This window comes from Pseudomonas sp. XS1P51 (assembly GCF_054897845.1).
Window position 1 is genome coordinate 3,313,361 of sequence record NZ_CM142707.1, and the last position, 14,853, is coordinate 3,328,213.

A 14,853-nucleotide genomic window follows, 5' to 3' on the forward strand; every position below is an offset into this window, starting at 1 on the left:
CTCTCGCGGCGTACAGGGCTTTTCAGCGTGAAAAACATCAAAAGGCCGCTTTAACAGGCCGTTGACGGGATCACCCAAAGCTCAATTTTTCCGGAGTATCCACATCCCACAACACCCCGGAATCATCCACCTGAACCTCAACCACCCTGGCTGACGCAAACAACGGCCTGGCCCCGCGATCACCCGACAACGCCATCAATTGCGGGCCAAAGCTGCGACCGAATCCCACCGGATGGCCAAACTCACCGGCATGCACCGGCACGCTGATAACGTCATCGGCAACACCCGCCCACACCCGTTCGACAGTCGAAGGCAGGATGAACGGCATATCGCCCAACACAATCAACCAGCCATCGAGCTGCGGACACGCCGCCACTCCGGCGGCAATGCTGTCACCCATGCCGGTCGATTCGATCAGCACAATTTCGAAGCCATAAGCCTGGGCCATGCGAACCACTTGCGGTCGATCTTCGGTCGTTACCACCACGCGTTTTCCGAGGGAAGCCGGAACGCTCACCAGCACCTGTTCGATCACTGAACGAACCGCACCATCGCGCCCGGCGCAGTCCGCCAGCAACTTGTCTTTATCGACACCGGCCACCTGTCGAAACCGAAGCCCCTGCCCCGCCGCCAGCACGATGACGCCGATGGGCTCACTCATACTTCCTCCTGCACCGGCTTCTTCTGCTTCAGCTCGACACCGTTCTTGATCGCGACAATTTCGGCCAGCAACGACAAGGCGATTTCCGCCGGGGTATGGCTGCCAATGTGCAAGCCGATCGGGCCGTGCAAGCGCTCAATGGCTTCTTGTGACAAGCCTAGCTGAGCCAGATTGTCCCGGCGCTTGCGGCTGTTGACCCGCGAACCCAGCGCTCCGACATAGAAAGCCCTGGAGTCCAGTGCCGTGAGCAGCGCCATGTCATCCAGTCGCGGGTCATGCGTCAGCGCGACGATCGCCGTGCGTTCGTCGGTCTGGATGTTCAGCACCGCGTCGTCCGGCATACCCGGTACGAAGCGCCCGTGCTGTTCTTCCCAGCCGTAGACAAACTCGGTGCGTGGATCGCAGATCAACACTTCGAAGTCCAGCAGCCGCGCCATTTCGGCAACATACCGCGACAGCTGCCCGGCACCGATCAGCAACAAGCGCCAACGCGGACCGTAGATGGCGCGCAAGGTGAGCCCGTCAAACGTCAGCGCATCCGTCTTGTTTGCCCGCTGCAAAACCACTTCACCGGTGTCGAGATTCAGCTCTCGCGCCACGATTTCATGGGCCTCGCAACGTGTCAGCAGCTCGGCAACCCATCCTGGGTCGCCGACCCGCTCCTCCGTCAGGCGCAACGTGCCGCCGCACGGTAAACCAAATCGCGCGGCCTCCTCGCGAGTGACGCCGTAAGTGATCAATTGCACCGGCGGCCCGTCGGCCGGAATACGACCGTCGTGCAACCGGGCAATCAGATCATCCTCGACACATCCGCCCGACACCGAGCCAATCACCACGCCGTCCTCGCGCAACGCCAGCATGGCGCCAGGTGCCCGGGGGGCGGTGCCCCAGGTCTGGACCACGCTGAACAACACCACCCGCTGACCGGCGCGACGCCATTCCAGGACGCTGCGCAGGACGTTCAGATCGACGCTGTCCATCAAGCCTCAGCCTTCTGCCAGCCTTGCAGCTGATAGCGAACCGGCAGGTTGCGGATGCGTTTGCCGGTGGCGGCGAAGATCGCATTGCACAGCGCCGGCGCAATCGGCGGCACGCCCGGCTCACCGACACCGCCCAATGGCACATCACCCGGTGGCGTGACCAGATGCACGGCGACCTCCTTCGGCGCCAGGGACATGCGCGCCACTTCGTACATGTGGAAGTTGTCCTGCTGAACCTTGCCGTCCTTGAAGCTGATTTCCCCCAGCACCGCGTTGCCCAGGCCCATGACGCAGGCGCCTTCGAACTGCGAGCGAATCCGCTCCGGGTTGATCTGCGGACCGCAATCCACCGCGATATCAGCCTTGTGCACGATCAGCGTACCGTCATCTTTGACTTCCACCTCGATCACCGCGGCCACATAGGTGACGAAGCTGTAATGCACCGCCAGCCCCAGGCCTCGGCCCTTCGGCAACTCGCGCCCCCAACCGGCGGCTTTGGCGGCGGTTTCCAGCACCGCGCGCATCCGCCCGGTGTCGATCGGATAACGCTCGGGCGATTCGCCGTAGTTCCACTCTTCGCTCAAGGTGCGCGGATCGATCTGACGGTCCGGGCCGAGCAATTTGATCTGGTACTTGAGCGGATCCTGCCCGGCCTTGTGGGCCAGTTCATCGACAAAGCTCTGAATCGCAAACCCGTGAGGGATGTTCGACACCGAGCGATACCAGCCGACCCGGGTGTGGATCGCCGCTTCCGGGTTTTCCAGGCGCACGTTGGGGATCGCGTAAGCCATGTTGGTGAAACCCATGCCCAACTCGAACGCTGCCTCGTGGTTCATGCCCGGCGCGAACAGTGCCGTGATGCTCGGCGCCACGGTGCGGTGCAGCCAGCCGGACGGCAGGCCATCCTTGTTCAGGCTGGCTTTCAGGTATTCGGCCGACACCGTGTGGAAGTAAGAACAATGGATGTCGTCTTCACGGGACCACTGCACCCGCACAGCCTTGCCCGGGAATTCCTTGGCGAGGATGGCCGCTTCGATGATGAAGTCCGGCTTGGACTTGCGACCGAAACCGCCACCGAGCAAGGTGACGTTGAAGGTGACGTTATCGAACGGAATGCCGAGGCGCTCACCAATCCGTTCGCGGGTGACTTGCGGCGCCTGACTCGGCGCCCAGGCTTCGCACACACCATCCTTGAAGCGTGCGATGGCGACCATCGGTTCCATCGGCGCTTGCGTCAGGTGCGGCAGGTAATAAGAGGCTTCCAAGGTGCTGTCGGCGCTGCCCATGGCTTCGTCGATGTTGCCGGTATTGCGCACCACTTTGCCGGGTTTGAGGGACGCGGCCTCAATTTCCTTGCGGTAAGCGATCGAGTCGTAACTGGCGTTGGGGCCATCGTCCCACTCGATTTTCAGTGCGTCGCGGCCCTTGAGCGCTGCCCAGGTGTTGCTGGCCACCACGGCCACGCCGCCCAGCGGCTGAAACTCCGATGGCAGCGGACGACCTTCGATCTGGATGACCTTGATCACGCCCGGGACTTTCATCGCCGCGCTGGAATCAACGGATTTGACCTTGCCGCCGTACACCGCAGGGCGGGCGATGGTGGCGAAGAGCATGCCGTCAAAATGCACATCGGCGCCATAGACCGCGCGGCCGTTGACGATGTCCGCCCCGTCGATGGCTTTGGTGCCTTCCTTGCCGATGTAGCGAAACTCCGACGGCTGCTTGAGCCGCACGCTGTCGCGGGCCGGCACCGCCAACGCACCGGCAGCGACGGCAAGTGCGCCATAACCGAGTTCGCGACCGCTCGGTTGGTGAATGACTTTGTGCAGTTGCGCACGGCATTCACCGACCGGGACTTTCCACTGTTCGGCGGCAGCCTGTTCAAGCATGGTCCGCGCGGCGGCACCGCAGCGACGCATCGGTTCGTACCAGTGGCGCATGCTGCGCGAACCGTCGGTGTCCTGATTGCCGAAGCGCACTTCGTCGCCGGGCGCCTGCTGAACCTTGACCAGCGCCCAGTCAGCCTCCAGCTCATCGGCCACCACCATGGTCAGGCTGGTACGGACGCCCTGGCCCATTTCCGAACGGTTGCAGACCACGGTCACCGTACCGTCAGCGGCGATGCTGACGTAAACCTTCGGATCGTCGATCCAGCCATTGGGCATGCCATCGGCACCGAATTTTTTCTCTTCCTGCGCAGCGAAAGCATCCTGCCAGCCCCAACTCGCGGCGATCACCAGCGCACTGGTAGCACCGACGCCTTTGAGAAAGCCACGACGGCTGAGGTTGCTGAGATTGCTCAGCGCGAAATCATTCGGTAACTGGCTCATGCCTTGGCCTCCTTCAGGTGAGTGGATGCCTGGCGGATGGCGGTCTTGATGCGGTTGTAGGTGCCGCAACGGCAAATGTTGCCGACCATCGCCTGTTCGATCTGTTCGTCGCTGGGGTTGGGATTGGTCTTGAGCAGCGCCGTCGCGGACATGATCTGCCCGCCCTGGCAGTAACCGCACTGGGCCACGGCAGTGTCGAGCCAGGCTTGCTGGACGATTTGCCCGACCGGGTCGGCGTGCAGGTTGTCGATGGTGGTGACGTTCTGGCCGATCACCGAGCCGATCGGTGTGATGCAACTGCGCGCAGGGGCGCCGTCGATATGGATGGTGCAGGCGCCGCACAGGCCCATGCCGCAGCCGAATTTGGTGCCGTTGTAACCGGCCACGTCGCGGATCGCCCAGAGCAGCGGCATGTCTTCGGTGACGTCGAGTTGATGGTCTTGACCATTTAGCTTCAGGGTAATCATGGGCACGCCCGCATATTTCTGGAGGTTATGGGGTCGAGCAATCTGCCGCCAGGGGATGGCGGTTGGCATCACGCAGATCGGCTCAGGCTAATGAGGCTCTCTTATGCGGACGGCAACGTCTGCATCGGGCCTTTGGTGGAGCAAATGCTTGCATCGTTAGGTGGCTAAGTTAACCCAGCATTAACAAAAAAGCCCTGCACAGTGGAAGGTGTGCAGGGCTTTGAGATCAGTCTTGAAAGCGTAGCTTCAATACCGATTGGGCTCCATTTCCAGATCGACGTGGAAACGTTCTGAAATATCTTTCTGGATGCGCTGTGCCAGGTCCAGCAATTGCAACCCGGTCGCGCTGCCGTAGTTGACCAGCACCAACGCCTGCAATTTATGCACGCCCGCGTCGGCCTCACGGAAACCTTTCCACCCGGCTCGCTCGATCAGCCAACCCGCGGCCAGTTTCATTTTCCCATCGGGCTGCGCGTAGGCCACCAGATCCGGGTATTCACCCTTGAGTTGCGCCACGAGCGCCGCGGACACCAGCGGATTCTTGAAGAAGCTGCCAGCATTGCCGAGCACTGCCGGGTCCGGAAGCTTTTCGTTGCGAATGCTGCAGATGGCCTCGCTGACATCGGTGGCGGTCGGGTGATCGATGCCTTGCTCGGTCAGGCGCTGACGCACCGGGCCATATTCCAGATGCAGGTGCGCGGCGCGGTCGAGGGTGAAACGAACCCGCAGGATCAACCAGCGCCCCGGTTGCTGTTTGAACAGACTGTCGCGGTAAGCGAAGTTGCATTCTTCCAGCGTGAAGTCCTGCAGCTCACCGGTCTGGCGATCCAGCGCGGTCAGGCCGGCGAATACGTCCTTGATCTCCACACCATAGGCGCCGATGTTCTGCATCGGTGCCGCGCCCACGGTGCCGGGGATCAGGCTGAGGTTTTCCAGCCCCGACAAACCCTGGGCCAGGGTATGTTGCACGAACGGATGCCAAGGCTCGCCGGCCTCGGCTTCGATCACGACCTTGCTACCGTCATCGCTCAGGATGCGAATCCCGCGCGTGGCCATGCGCAGCACCAGCGACTGAATATCGGCCGTCAGCAGCAAGTTGCTGCCACCGCCTATCACCAACAAAGGAATGTCATGCTCCGCTGCGTAGGCCAGCGCTTCGCGCACGTCGGCGTCGCTGTGGGCCTCGGCAAACAACCGGGCCTGAACGTCCACACCGAAGCTGTTGAACGGCTTGAGCGAAACCCGGGGTTGTACCTGCAAACTCATAACCGTCCCTTCAATTCGATCACCAGCAAGTCGCTCGCGCGTTCAATCAGGTCCAGCACCTGTTCAAAGCCCTGGTCGCCGTCGTAGTACGGGTCCGGCACTTCATCGATTTCCGACTGATAGCGACGCAGGAACAGATCCAGCTCAGCCTTGCCCTTGGCCGGTTGCAAGGCCTTGAGGTGGCGCAGGTTGCTGTTGTCCATTGCCAGGATCAGGTCGTAGGTGGCGAAATCGGCGCGGCTCACTTGCCGGGCGCGCTGGGCGGACAGGTCGTAACCTCGCAGTGTGGCCGCTGCCTGGCTGCGTTTGTCCGGCGCCTTGCCGACGTGCCAGTCACCGGTGCCGGCGGAGGCGACTTCGATCTGATCGACCAGCCCCGCCTCACGCAATTTATGCCGCAGCACGCCTTCGGCCGTGGGTGAACGGCAGATGTTGCCCAGGCAGACGAACAGAACCCGCATCAGGCCTCCAGCAGGCGACGAACGCGTTCGAGGTCTTCAACGGTGTCGACGCCGGTGGGCGGTGCGATCAGCGCGTCGGCGACGTGAATCCGTACGCCGTGCCACAGGGCACGCAGTTGTTCCAGGGATTCGGTGTTTTCCAGCCAGCACGGGCCCCAGCTGACGAAGTCATGCAGGAAACCGGCGCGGTAGGCGTAGATGCCGATGTGACGACGGTACGGTACGCCTTCCGGCAGTTGCTCGCGGCTCTTGGCGAAGGCATCGCGGGCCCATGGCAACGTGGCACGACTGAAGGTCAGCGCCAGGCCATTGAGGTCGCTGACGACTTTGACCACGTTGGGGTTGAACAGGGTTTCCACGTCTTCGATCGGCTCGGCCAGGGTGGCCATGCGCGCTTCGGTGTGGGCGGCCAGGTTGGCGGCGACCTGATCGATCACGCTCGGCGGGATCAACGGTTCGTCACCCTGGACGTTGACCACGATCGCGTCGGGCGCCAGGCCCAGTTTCGCCGCGACTTCCGCCAGACGGTCGGTGCCGGAATTGTGATCTTCGCGCGTCAGCACCACTTCAGCGCCAAAGCCTTTGCAGGCCTCGACGATGCGCGCGTCATCCGTGGCAACTACTACCCGCTCGGCGCTGCTTTTACTCGCCTGTTCCCAAACGTGCTGGATCATCGGCTTGCCGGCGATCTGCAGCAGCGGTTTGCCCGGCAAGCGGGTGGAGGCGTAGCGCGATGGAATGACGACGGTAAAGGCTGTGGTCATTTATCCAGACGCTCGTCGGTGGTCAGGGTGCGGGCTTCTGTTTCGAGCATCACCGGGATGCCGTCGCGAATCGGGTAGGCCAGGCCGGCGCCTTTGCTGATCAGCTCGGTTTTGTCGGCGCTGAGCTTGAGCGGGCCTTTGCAGACCGGGCAAGCGAGGATATCGAGCAATTTGGTGTCCATGAGCATTCCCTGGATAAAAACGGATTAAGGCAAAAGACGAGCCGGCAACAGGCGCATCAGCTGCGTATCGAACCAGGCCACAAAGGCCGGCGATGGCGCAGCATCGACCGCCAGGTACCACCAATCGGCGGCGGCGAAGGCACGGCACTTCACCGCGTCCTTTTCAGTCATCACCAACGGCAATGACGGGGTGAAATTCAAGGCCTGCACGCTGTATTCGGCGTGGTCGGCAAACGCATGGGGGACGGGCTGCCAGTGTAGCGTTTCGAGGGTCGTGAAGAAACGCTGCGGATTGCCGATCCCGGCCACCGCGTGCAGCGCCTGACCTGCGGGGAAGTGGTCGAGTGGACGTCGTTCGCCGCTTTGCAGATTGACCAGTGCGGTGGGCTGCAGCTGGAAGGCAAAACCGTCATCGCGATCAGCCATGGCGCCGTTGTAGAGCACCGCGTCGACGCTTTGCAGGCGCTCGACCGGTTCGCGCAACGGCCCGGCGGGCAGGCAACGCTGGTTGCCCAGGCCACGGGCGGCATCGATCAGTACCAGTTCCAGGTCCCGGGCCAGTCGGTAATGCTGCATGCCATCGTCGGACAGGATCAGGTCCAGCGGCTCACTCGCCAGCAAGGCTTTGACGGCGCGGCTGCGGTCCGGGTCGATCATCAACGGGACACCGGTGCGCTGGACGATCAACAACGGTTCATCGCCAGCGATCCCGGCGCTCTGCTCGGCGTCAACACGCCACGGCAATTGCGGCGGCTCGGCGCCGTAACCCCGGCTGACCACACCGACCCGCAAACCGCTGCGCTGGCAGTGCTGGATCATCCACAGGATCAGCGGCGTCTTGCCGGTGCCGCCGACGGTGATGTTGCCGACCACGATCAGCGGCACCGGCGGCTGATAGATCTCGCCCTCACCCGCCAGAAAGCGCTTGCGCTTGTTCATGACCACGCGCCGGTACAACCACTCCAACGGTTGCAACAACTTCAAGGCCGGATGACCCTGGTACCACGCGGCGAGCAAGCGATCGGACATGGCCATCAGGGCGCGGGCGGCGCCGCCTCGACAGTGGTCATGCGCAAGTGGCTGAAGCCGAGCTTGCCGGCGGCGTCCATGGCAGTGATGACGGACTGATGCTGGGTCTTGCCGTCGGCGCTGATGGACAGCGGCATGTTGGTATCACCGCTGGATTCTTTCTGAAGCGCGTCCATCAGGGTCGCCAGGTCGTTCTTCGGCAATATCTGATCGTTCACCGAGAACACACCTTCGGCACTGATGGCAACGTCCAGATGCTTGACCTGCTGGTCTTCGGCAGGCGAGCCGCTGACCGCTTCCGGCAGATCGACGCGTAACTGGGTTTCACGGGTAAAGGTGGTCGTCACGACGAAAAACAGCAGCAGGATAAACACCACGTCGATCAGCGACGCGAGGTTGATGTCCACGTTCTCCCGTTGCTTGCGGCGGAATTTCACGCTTTTTTGCCCTCGGCCAGGTCCACGTCGCGATCGCCCTGTACAACCTCGACCAGTTTGATCGCTTCCTGCTCCATGCCCACCACCAGCTCATCGATCCGGCGTTGCAGGAAACGGTGGAAGAACACCGACGGGATACCGACCATCAGGCCCGCCGCCGTGGTGATCAGCGCCTTGGAAATACCGCCGGCCAGCACCGAGGCATTTGTGGTCATGCCCGTGCCCATGAAGGCACTGAAAATATCAATCATGCCCAGCACGGTCCCCAGCAGGCCCAGCAACGGGGCCATGGCGGCAATGGTGCCCAGCGCATTGATATAGCGTTCGAGCTCGTGAATCACTCGCGCGGCGGCCTCTTCGATGCACTCTTTCATGATCTCACGACCATGCTTGGAGTTGGCCAGGCCCGCCGCCAGAATCTCGCCCAACGGCGAGTTGGCGCGCAGTTCCTTGAGTTTGTCTTTATTGAGCTGTTTGTCCTTGATCCAGACCCAGACCTGCCCGAGCAAGTGCTCCGGGGTCACACGGCTGGCACGCAGGGTCCACAGACGTTCGGCGACGATCGCCATGGCCGCGATGGAACTCAGAATGATCGGCAGCATCATCCAGCCGCCGGATTTGACCAATTCCCACACAGTGACAGTCCCCTCGAAAAAGTGCGCCACTCTAACATAGGGGGTCGGCGCACCGAAGACCGTGATGTCGCATCCGGTCGGGCTTTAATCACTCGCGGTTACTGCGCAAAACGCCAGAAGCGCCGTTCCTGACGCATCGTCGACGGCGGTTCGAAGCGTCCCAGGAGCAGACGGATGGCGCCTTGCTCGGCACTATCATAGATCATCATGCCGCGTTTTTGATAGCGGGCCATGACCGTGGGATGGGGATGGCCGAAAGAATTGCCCTGGCCGCGGGAGATCAGCACCGCTTTGGGTTGCAGCGCGGCGAGCAGCGCCATCGACGACGAACTGCGACTGCCGTGGTGCGGCGCCTGCAACCAATCGGTGGCAACGGCCAGTGGACCGTCGAGCAGGGCTCGCTCGGCGGCGGCATCGATATCACCGGTCAGCAGCAAGCGCTCGCCATTGGCTTCGATCTGCAGGACACAGGACTTTTGATTGCTGTCTGCGGCTGAAGGCCATTGCCAGAGCTGAAACCGCACATCGTCCCAGGTCCATTGCACGCCACTCTCGCAGGCCTGGGCGTGCAACTCGACGGGCAGTGCCAAGGGGTCGCCGCTGAGTACCCGCTTCACCGGCAGGCCACTGGCAATCGCTCGCGCGCCGCCGGCGTGATCGGCATCGGCGTGGCTGATCAGCATCAGGTCGAGCCCGTCCACACCCAGTTTGCGCAAGGATGGCAGCACCACGCGTTCGCCCAAGTCGAAATCACCGAAACGCGGGCCGGTGTCATACAACAGCGTGTGATGGCGAGTGCGCACCAAAATGGCCAGACCCTGGCCGACATCCAGTTGCCAGACTTCGGCAATGCCTGCTGGCAGCATTGGCCGGGGTGGAAAAACCAGCAACAGCAGCAGCGGCCAACCCAACGGACGCAGCGGAACGCCTCGAGGCATTAATAGCAGGAGAGCACCGAGGGTGCCGAGGCCCCAGATCCACAACGGGATCACCGCTGGCACCCAGGCAGGCAATCGACCGGCAATCAACGAAAGGCCCACAAACAGCCAGTCGATCAGACCACCCGCCAGCCACAACAACCCCTCGCCCACATAAGGCAACGGCAACAGCAGCGTCCCCAGCAAGGCCGGCGGCAACACCACCAGACTGATCCAGGGCACCGCCAGCAGATTGGCCAGCGGCCCGCTGAGACTGATCGGCAACCCCAGCACGAGCAATAACGGGCATAGCCCGATCGCGATCAGCCATTGGGCACGAGTCCAGGTTTGCCACCATCGCCAGGGCCCCAAACGGCCGCCGAAGGTGAAGATCAACACCGCTACCGCCGCGAACGATAACCAGAACCCCGGTTGCAGACTTGCCAGCGGGTCCAGCAGCAAAACACCGTTGAGCGCCAGCAACAGCGGCCACCAGGCACCGAGGTGACGAAAGCGCAGTCGCCACAACAGCACCAGGCCGATCATCACGCAGGCGCGCCGCACCGGCACCTCGAACCCGGCCAGCAGTCCGTAACCGAGGGCTGCTGCGAAGGCCAGGCCGCATGCCCAGGGCAGCCACGGCAAGCGGTCTGGCCAGAGGCCATAACGGGCCAGCCCGGCAATCAGCAGGTACACCAACCCCGCCAGCAAACCAATGTGCTGCCCGGAAATCACCAGCAAATGCACGGTGCCGGTGTCTTGCAACACCCGCCAGTCCTCGCGACTCAGCCCGGCGCCATCCCCCAGCACCAACGCCGTCAGCGCCCCCGTTCGTCCTTGGGCATCGACGGCCTGTAAGCGCTGACGAATGCCGTCGCGCCAGGCCCATCGGGCTTCGGTGAGCCGCTGGCCATCCTTCACCGTCCCTGTGGCGCCAATGTGCTGAGCCAGCAGCCAGGCGTCGTAATCGAAGGCATGCGGATTGAGCAGCCCCGCAGGACGTTTCAATTTGACCGCCAGCCGCCACCGTTCGCCGCTGTTGACCGGCGGCCCGTCATACCAGGCCAGGCGCAACAATTGCGGCACTTTCCCGTGTCGGGACCGAGCGTCCGCCAATTCGAAACGCACGACGGATTCATTGTTCTGGGGCAATCCCGTCACCCGGCCTTCGACCCAGCGGGTTTCGCCATCGAGGCTCACCGGCAGGCGATCATCCAGCGCCCACTGCGCATTCGCGCACGCCCAACTGAATCCGAACAGGAAAAATGCCAATGGATACGCCCTGAACGGCAGCATCATCAAACCCGCCACGGGCAACACCCAGCACAACCAGACCGGCGGTAAAACCGGCAAAAAACGCAGGGTCAACAAACCCAACGCCAGCGCCATCATCCCTGTGCGCATAAGCCTTTCCTTGAGAGTCCCCCTCTAGGCATAGCCGGCTCATCGCACGAGCATGGTCAACAATTGTCACAAAGTCTGAATGGGCGGCTCATAGAATCCAGACATACTTGCCGCCTTAACCGACCGAGAAGCCCTATGCCCCGGCGCTTATTCAAACGATACATGCCAGACCCGACCAGCATCAGGGAACACAAATCCTTACGCTTTCTCGGCACTCTGCTGCATGACCCGAACCTCTGGCACCTCAACCGCCATTCCGTGGCACGGGCGATGGCGGTGGGTTTGTTCGCGGCATTCCTGCCGATTCCGTTGCAGATGCTGGTGGCGGCGTTCCTGGCCATCATCGCGCGCGGCAACCTGCCGATTGCCGTCAGCCTGGTCTGGCTGACCAATCCGATCACCATGCCGGCCGTATTCTTCTGCACTTATCAGACCGGTGCCTGGTTGATGGACGTCCCCGCCCGTCATCTGCCGGATGAGTTGACCTGGGACTGGATCAGCGGCGAACTCTCTACGCTGTGGCAACCATTTTTACTCGGCTCGGTGGTGACGGGGCTGGTGCTCGGAGCGCTGGCCTACTGCCTGGTGATGATGTATTGGCGCTGGTGGGTGAGCCGACAGTGGAAGCGGCGAAAGAAAAGCCGGATGCAATAACGCAAAACGGCCTCCATTTCTGGAGGCCGTTTTTTTGTGGTGTCTGGACTGAAGCCATCGCGAGCAGGCTCGCTCCCACATGTGGTCCGTGCCAATCACAAATTATGTGGAAGCCATCAATCCAGTGTGGGAGCGAGCCTGCTCGCGATGGCAGGCAACTCGGTCCCCCTTAGGTACGCATCCCCCGACCGCTGACCAGCAGCCGTGCACAACCGATATACAGCACGACAGTCGCCACCAGCATGAAGGTAATCGCCACGCTGATCCTGATGTCCGAAACGCCAAGGATGCCGTAACGGAAAGCGTTGACCATGTGCAACACCGGGTTGGCCAGCGACACGGTCTGCCAGAACGGCGGCAACAGGCTGATCGAGTAAAACACCCCGCCCAGATAGGTCAACGGCGTCAGCACAAACGTCGGGATGATCGAGATGTCATCGAAGTTGCGCGCAAACACCGCGTTGATAAAGCCCAGCAACGAGAAGATCGTCGCCGTCAGCACCACCACCAGAATGGTCACGCCCAGGTGATGCACCTGCAAATGGGTGAAGAACAGCGACAGCAGCGTCACGATGATCCCGACCATCAACCCGCGCAGCACGCCGCCCAAGGTGTAGCCGATCAGAATGATGTGCGGCGACACCGGCGACACCATCAATTCCTCGATGGAGCGCTGGAACTTGCTGCCGAAGAAACTCGAGACCACGTTGCCGTAGGAGTTGGTGATCACCGACATCATGATCAGCCCCGGCACGATGTACTCCATGTAAGTGAAACCACCCATGTCACCGATCTGCCGGCCAATCAGATTGCCGAAGATCACGAAGTACAGAACCATGGTGATTGCCGGCGGCAGCAAGGTCTGCGGCCAGATTCGGGTAAAGCGTTTGACCTCTCGGTAAACGATGGTATTGAGGGCGACGAGGTTGGGTTGCAGCTCGGAACTCATAACGCCACCTTTGCCAGATTTTTCTCCACCAGGGACACGAACAACTCCTCGAGGCGATTGGTTTTGTTACGCAGGCTCAGCACTTCGATGCTCTGTTGCGCCAATTGGGTGAACAGCGCGGTGATGCCCATGGCCTTGTCGACCTGAACTTCAATGGTGTGACCGTCGAGCAACTTGGTCGGGTAACCGAGCAACTGCGGCGCGGCTTGCAGCGTATTTTTGATGTCGAGCAGGAACGTTTCCACATGCAACTGGCTGAGCAGCTGTTTCATGCTGGTGTTCTCGACAATGGTGCCGTGGTCGATGATGCCGATGTTGCGGCACAGCTGCTCAGCCTCTTCCAGATAGTGGGTGGTGAGGATGATGGTGATGCCTTTCTTGTTCAGCTCGGTGAGGAAAGTCCACATCGAGCGACGCAGTTCGATGTCCACCCCCGCCGTCGGTTCGTCGAGGATCAACAGACGCGGCTCATGAACCAGCGCGCGGGCAATCATCAGTCGACGCTTCATGCCGCCGGACAGTGAACGCGACGGCACATCGCGCTTGTCCCACAGGCCGAGCTGAGTCAAATACTGCTCGGCGCGTTCCTTGGCGATTTTCGGCGGGATGCCGTAGTAACCGGCTTGGGTCACGACGATATCGAAGGTCTTTTCGAACTGGTTGAAGTTGAATTCCTGAGGCACCACACCGATGCAGCGCTTGAGCGCCGCAGGATTCTTGTCCAGATCGTGACCGAAGATATTCACCGTTCCGCTGGTCTTGTTCACCAGGGTCGAGAGAATGCCGATGGTCGTGGATTTGCCGGCGCCGTTGGGGCCGAGCAAGGCGAAAAAGTCACCTTCGGCGACGTCCAGATCGATACCACTCAGGGCCTGGAAACCGTTGCCGTAGGTTTTGGTTAGCTGCCGGATGGACAGAGCGGAACTCATATCGGATTTACGCACCAAGAAGGGAAGAAAGAGACAAATAAGGGCGGGCGGCAACTAATGCAACCGCGGCGCATGAGCGCAATGGTGCTTGTCGCCGCCACACAAGTACAGTCAAGTGTGTCGATAGTGAGTATTAAGTCAACGCGGTCATAACGGCTTTCTGATACGCCGGACGCTGTTTCAATCGTGCATACCAGGCCTCCAGATGAGGCTGTGGCGCACGCTCGATCGGCATCTCGAACCAGGCATAAATGAAACTGCCGAGGGGAATGTCGCCCATGCCGATTTCATCGCCCGACAAGTACGGTCGGGTCGCAAGCGCCTGATCGGCCATCGACAACAGATCGTCGCATTCCTTGATCCCGGCCTTGATGGCGGGCCAGTCCTGCTGGTCTTCCGGCGTGCGCAATACGCCCCAGAACACAGTACGGAACGGGCCGGCAAAACTTGAAGTGGTCCAGTCCATCCATTTGTCGGCAGAGGCGCGGGCCTTCAAATCCGTCGGGTACCAGGCGGTGCCATTGGCGTGCAGGGCCATCAGGTAACGCACGATGGCGTTGGATTCCCACAGCACGAAACCGTCGTCTTCAATCACCGGCACACGGCCATTGGGATTCATCGCGCGATACTCTGGCGTATCGACTACACCAAAGGCGCCGCCCGCATCGATGGCTTCATAAGCCAGACCGAGTTCTTCAGCGGCCCACAATGGTTTTCTGACATTCGACGAATTTTTCCGGCCCCAGATCTTCAGCATGACCGCCTCTTTATGGATGAATGCGCAGGCA

General features: G+C 61.4%; 16 protein-coding genes. 1 reads left to right on the forward strand and 15 read right to left on the reverse strand.

The features are described from left to right. Positions 1-70: 70 nt before the first annotated feature. The 12 genes from ACYZUD_RS15310 to ACYZUD_RS15365 form a co-directional block, all read right to left on the reverse strand. Positions 71-661 carry a nucleotidyltransferase family protein gene (locus tag ACYZUD_RS15310; RefSeq protein ID WP_462024747.1) on the reverse strand — a complete coding sequence of 197 codons (591 nt, stop codon included), beginning with the start codon at positions 659-661 and terminating at the stop codon, positions 71-73. Beyond that, complete coding sequence (locus ACYZUD_RS15315) at positions 658-1,641, reverse strand: XdhC family protein (protein WP_462024748.1); 984 nt, start codon at positions 1,639-1,641, stop codon at positions 658-660. Before ACYZUD_RS15315 ends, ACYZUD_RS15310 begins: the two co-directional genes overlap by 4 nt. Continuing rightward, positions 1,641-3,971 (reverse strand): xanthine dehydrogenase family protein molybdopterin-binding subunit, encoded by a 2,331-nt coding sequence (locus tag ACYZUD_RS15320; protein ID WP_462024749.1) that lies wholly within the window; start codon positions 3,969-3,971, stop codon positions 1,641-1,643. Before ACYZUD_RS15320 ends, ACYZUD_RS15315 begins: the two co-directional genes overlap by 1 nt. Then, the gene (locus ACYZUD_RS15325; RefSeq protein ID WP_462024750.1) at positions 3,968-4,438 is read right to left on the reverse strand and encodes a (2Fe-2S)-binding protein; all 471 of its coding nucleotides are present in this window, start codon (positions 4,436-4,438) and stop codon (positions 3,968-3,970) included. The genes ACYZUD_RS15320 and ACYZUD_RS15325 overlap by 4 nt, the downstream gene beginning before the upstream one ends. A gap of 246 nt (positions 4,439-4,684) precedes the next feature. Next, a complete protein-coding gene (gene murB / locus ACYZUD_RS15330) occupies positions 4,685-5,704 on the reverse strand; it encodes a UDP-N-acetylmuramate dehydrogenase (RefSeq protein ID WP_462024751.1) in 1,020 nt (339 codons plus the stop codon). Further along, positions 5,701-6,165, reverse strand: a complete 465-nt coding sequence (locus ACYZUD_RS15335; protein ID WP_462024752.1) for a low molecular weight protein-tyrosine-phosphatase — start codon at positions 6,163-6,165, stop codon at positions 5,701-5,703. Before ACYZUD_RS15335 ends, murB begins: the two co-directional genes overlap by 4 nt. Further along, entirely contained in the window at positions 6,165-6,929 is a 765-nt protein-coding gene (kdsB, locus tag ACYZUD_RS15340; RefSeq protein WP_462024753.1) for a 3-deoxy-manno-octulosonate cytidylyltransferase, read from the reverse strand. Before kdsB ends, ACYZUD_RS15335 begins: the two co-directional genes overlap by 1 nt. Continuing rightward, positions 6,926-7,111 (reverse strand): Trm112 family protein, encoded by a 186-nt coding sequence (locus ACYZUD_RS15345; protein ID WP_007945752.1) that lies wholly within the window; start codon positions 7,109-7,111, stop codon positions 6,926-6,928. Before ACYZUD_RS15345 ends, kdsB begins: the two co-directional genes overlap by 4 nt. A gap of 24 nt (positions 7,112-7,135) precedes the next feature. Next, a complete protein-coding gene (lpxK, locus tag ACYZUD_RS15350; protein WP_462024754.1) occupies positions 7,136-8,146 on the reverse strand; it encodes a tetraacyldisaccharide 4'-kinase in 1,011 nt (336 codons plus the stop codon). After that, positions 8,146-8,577, reverse strand: coding sequence for an ExbD/TolR family protein (locus ACYZUD_RS15355; protein ID WP_462024755.1), 432 nt, complete (start codon positions 8,575-8,577; stop codon positions 8,146-8,148). Before ACYZUD_RS15355 ends, lpxK begins: the two co-directional genes overlap by 1 nt. Beyond that, complete coding sequence (locus ACYZUD_RS15360) at positions 8,574-9,212, reverse strand: MotA/TolQ/ExbB proton channel family protein (protein WP_462024756.1); 639 nt, start codon at positions 9,210-9,212, stop codon at positions 8,574-8,576. The genes ACYZUD_RS15355 and ACYZUD_RS15360 overlap by 4 nt, the downstream gene beginning before the upstream one ends. A 98-nt stretch (positions 9,213-9,310) precedes the next feature. Then, a complete protein-coding gene (locus tag ACYZUD_RS15365) occupies positions 9,311-11,533 on the reverse strand; it encodes a DNA internalization-related competence protein ComEC/Rec2 (protein WP_462024757.1) in 2,223 nt (740 codons plus the stop codon). Between the two features lie 135 nt (positions 11,534-11,668). Between ACYZUD_RS15365 and ACYZUD_RS15370 the strand changes: the two genes are divergently transcribed. Further along, positions 11,669-12,187: a DUF2062 domain-containing protein gene (locus ACYZUD_RS15370; RefSeq protein WP_462024758.1), complete on the forward strand. Its 519-nt coding sequence runs from the start codon at positions 11,669-11,671 to the stop codon at positions 12,185-12,187. A 169-nt stretch (positions 12,188-12,356) separates the two neighbouring features. On the opposite strand, the gene ACYZUD_RS15375 is transcribed toward ACYZUD_RS15370, so the two are convergent. The 3 genes from ACYZUD_RS15375 to ACYZUD_RS15385 all read right to left on the reverse strand — a co-directional run bounded on the left by ACYZUD_RS15375 (position 12,357) and on the right by ACYZUD_RS15385 (position 14,822). Next, entirely contained in the window at positions 12,357-13,136 is a 780-nt protein-coding gene (locus ACYZUD_RS15375) for an ABC transporter permease (protein WP_462024759.1), read from the reverse strand. Then, the gene (locus tag ACYZUD_RS15380) at positions 13,133-14,065 is read right to left on the reverse strand and encodes an ABC transporter ATP-binding protein (protein WP_462024760.1); all 933 of its coding nucleotides are present in this window, start codon (positions 14,063-14,065) and stop codon (positions 13,133-13,135) included. The genes ACYZUD_RS15375 and ACYZUD_RS15380 overlap by 4 nt, the downstream gene beginning before the upstream one ends. Before the next feature lie 133 nt (positions 14,066-14,198). After that, complete coding sequence (locus ACYZUD_RS15385; RefSeq protein ID WP_462024761.1) at positions 14,199-14,822, reverse strand: glutathione S-transferase family protein; 624 nt, start codon at positions 14,820-14,822, stop codon at positions 14,199-14,201. Between the last annotated feature and the right edge of the window lie 31 nt (positions 14,823-14,853).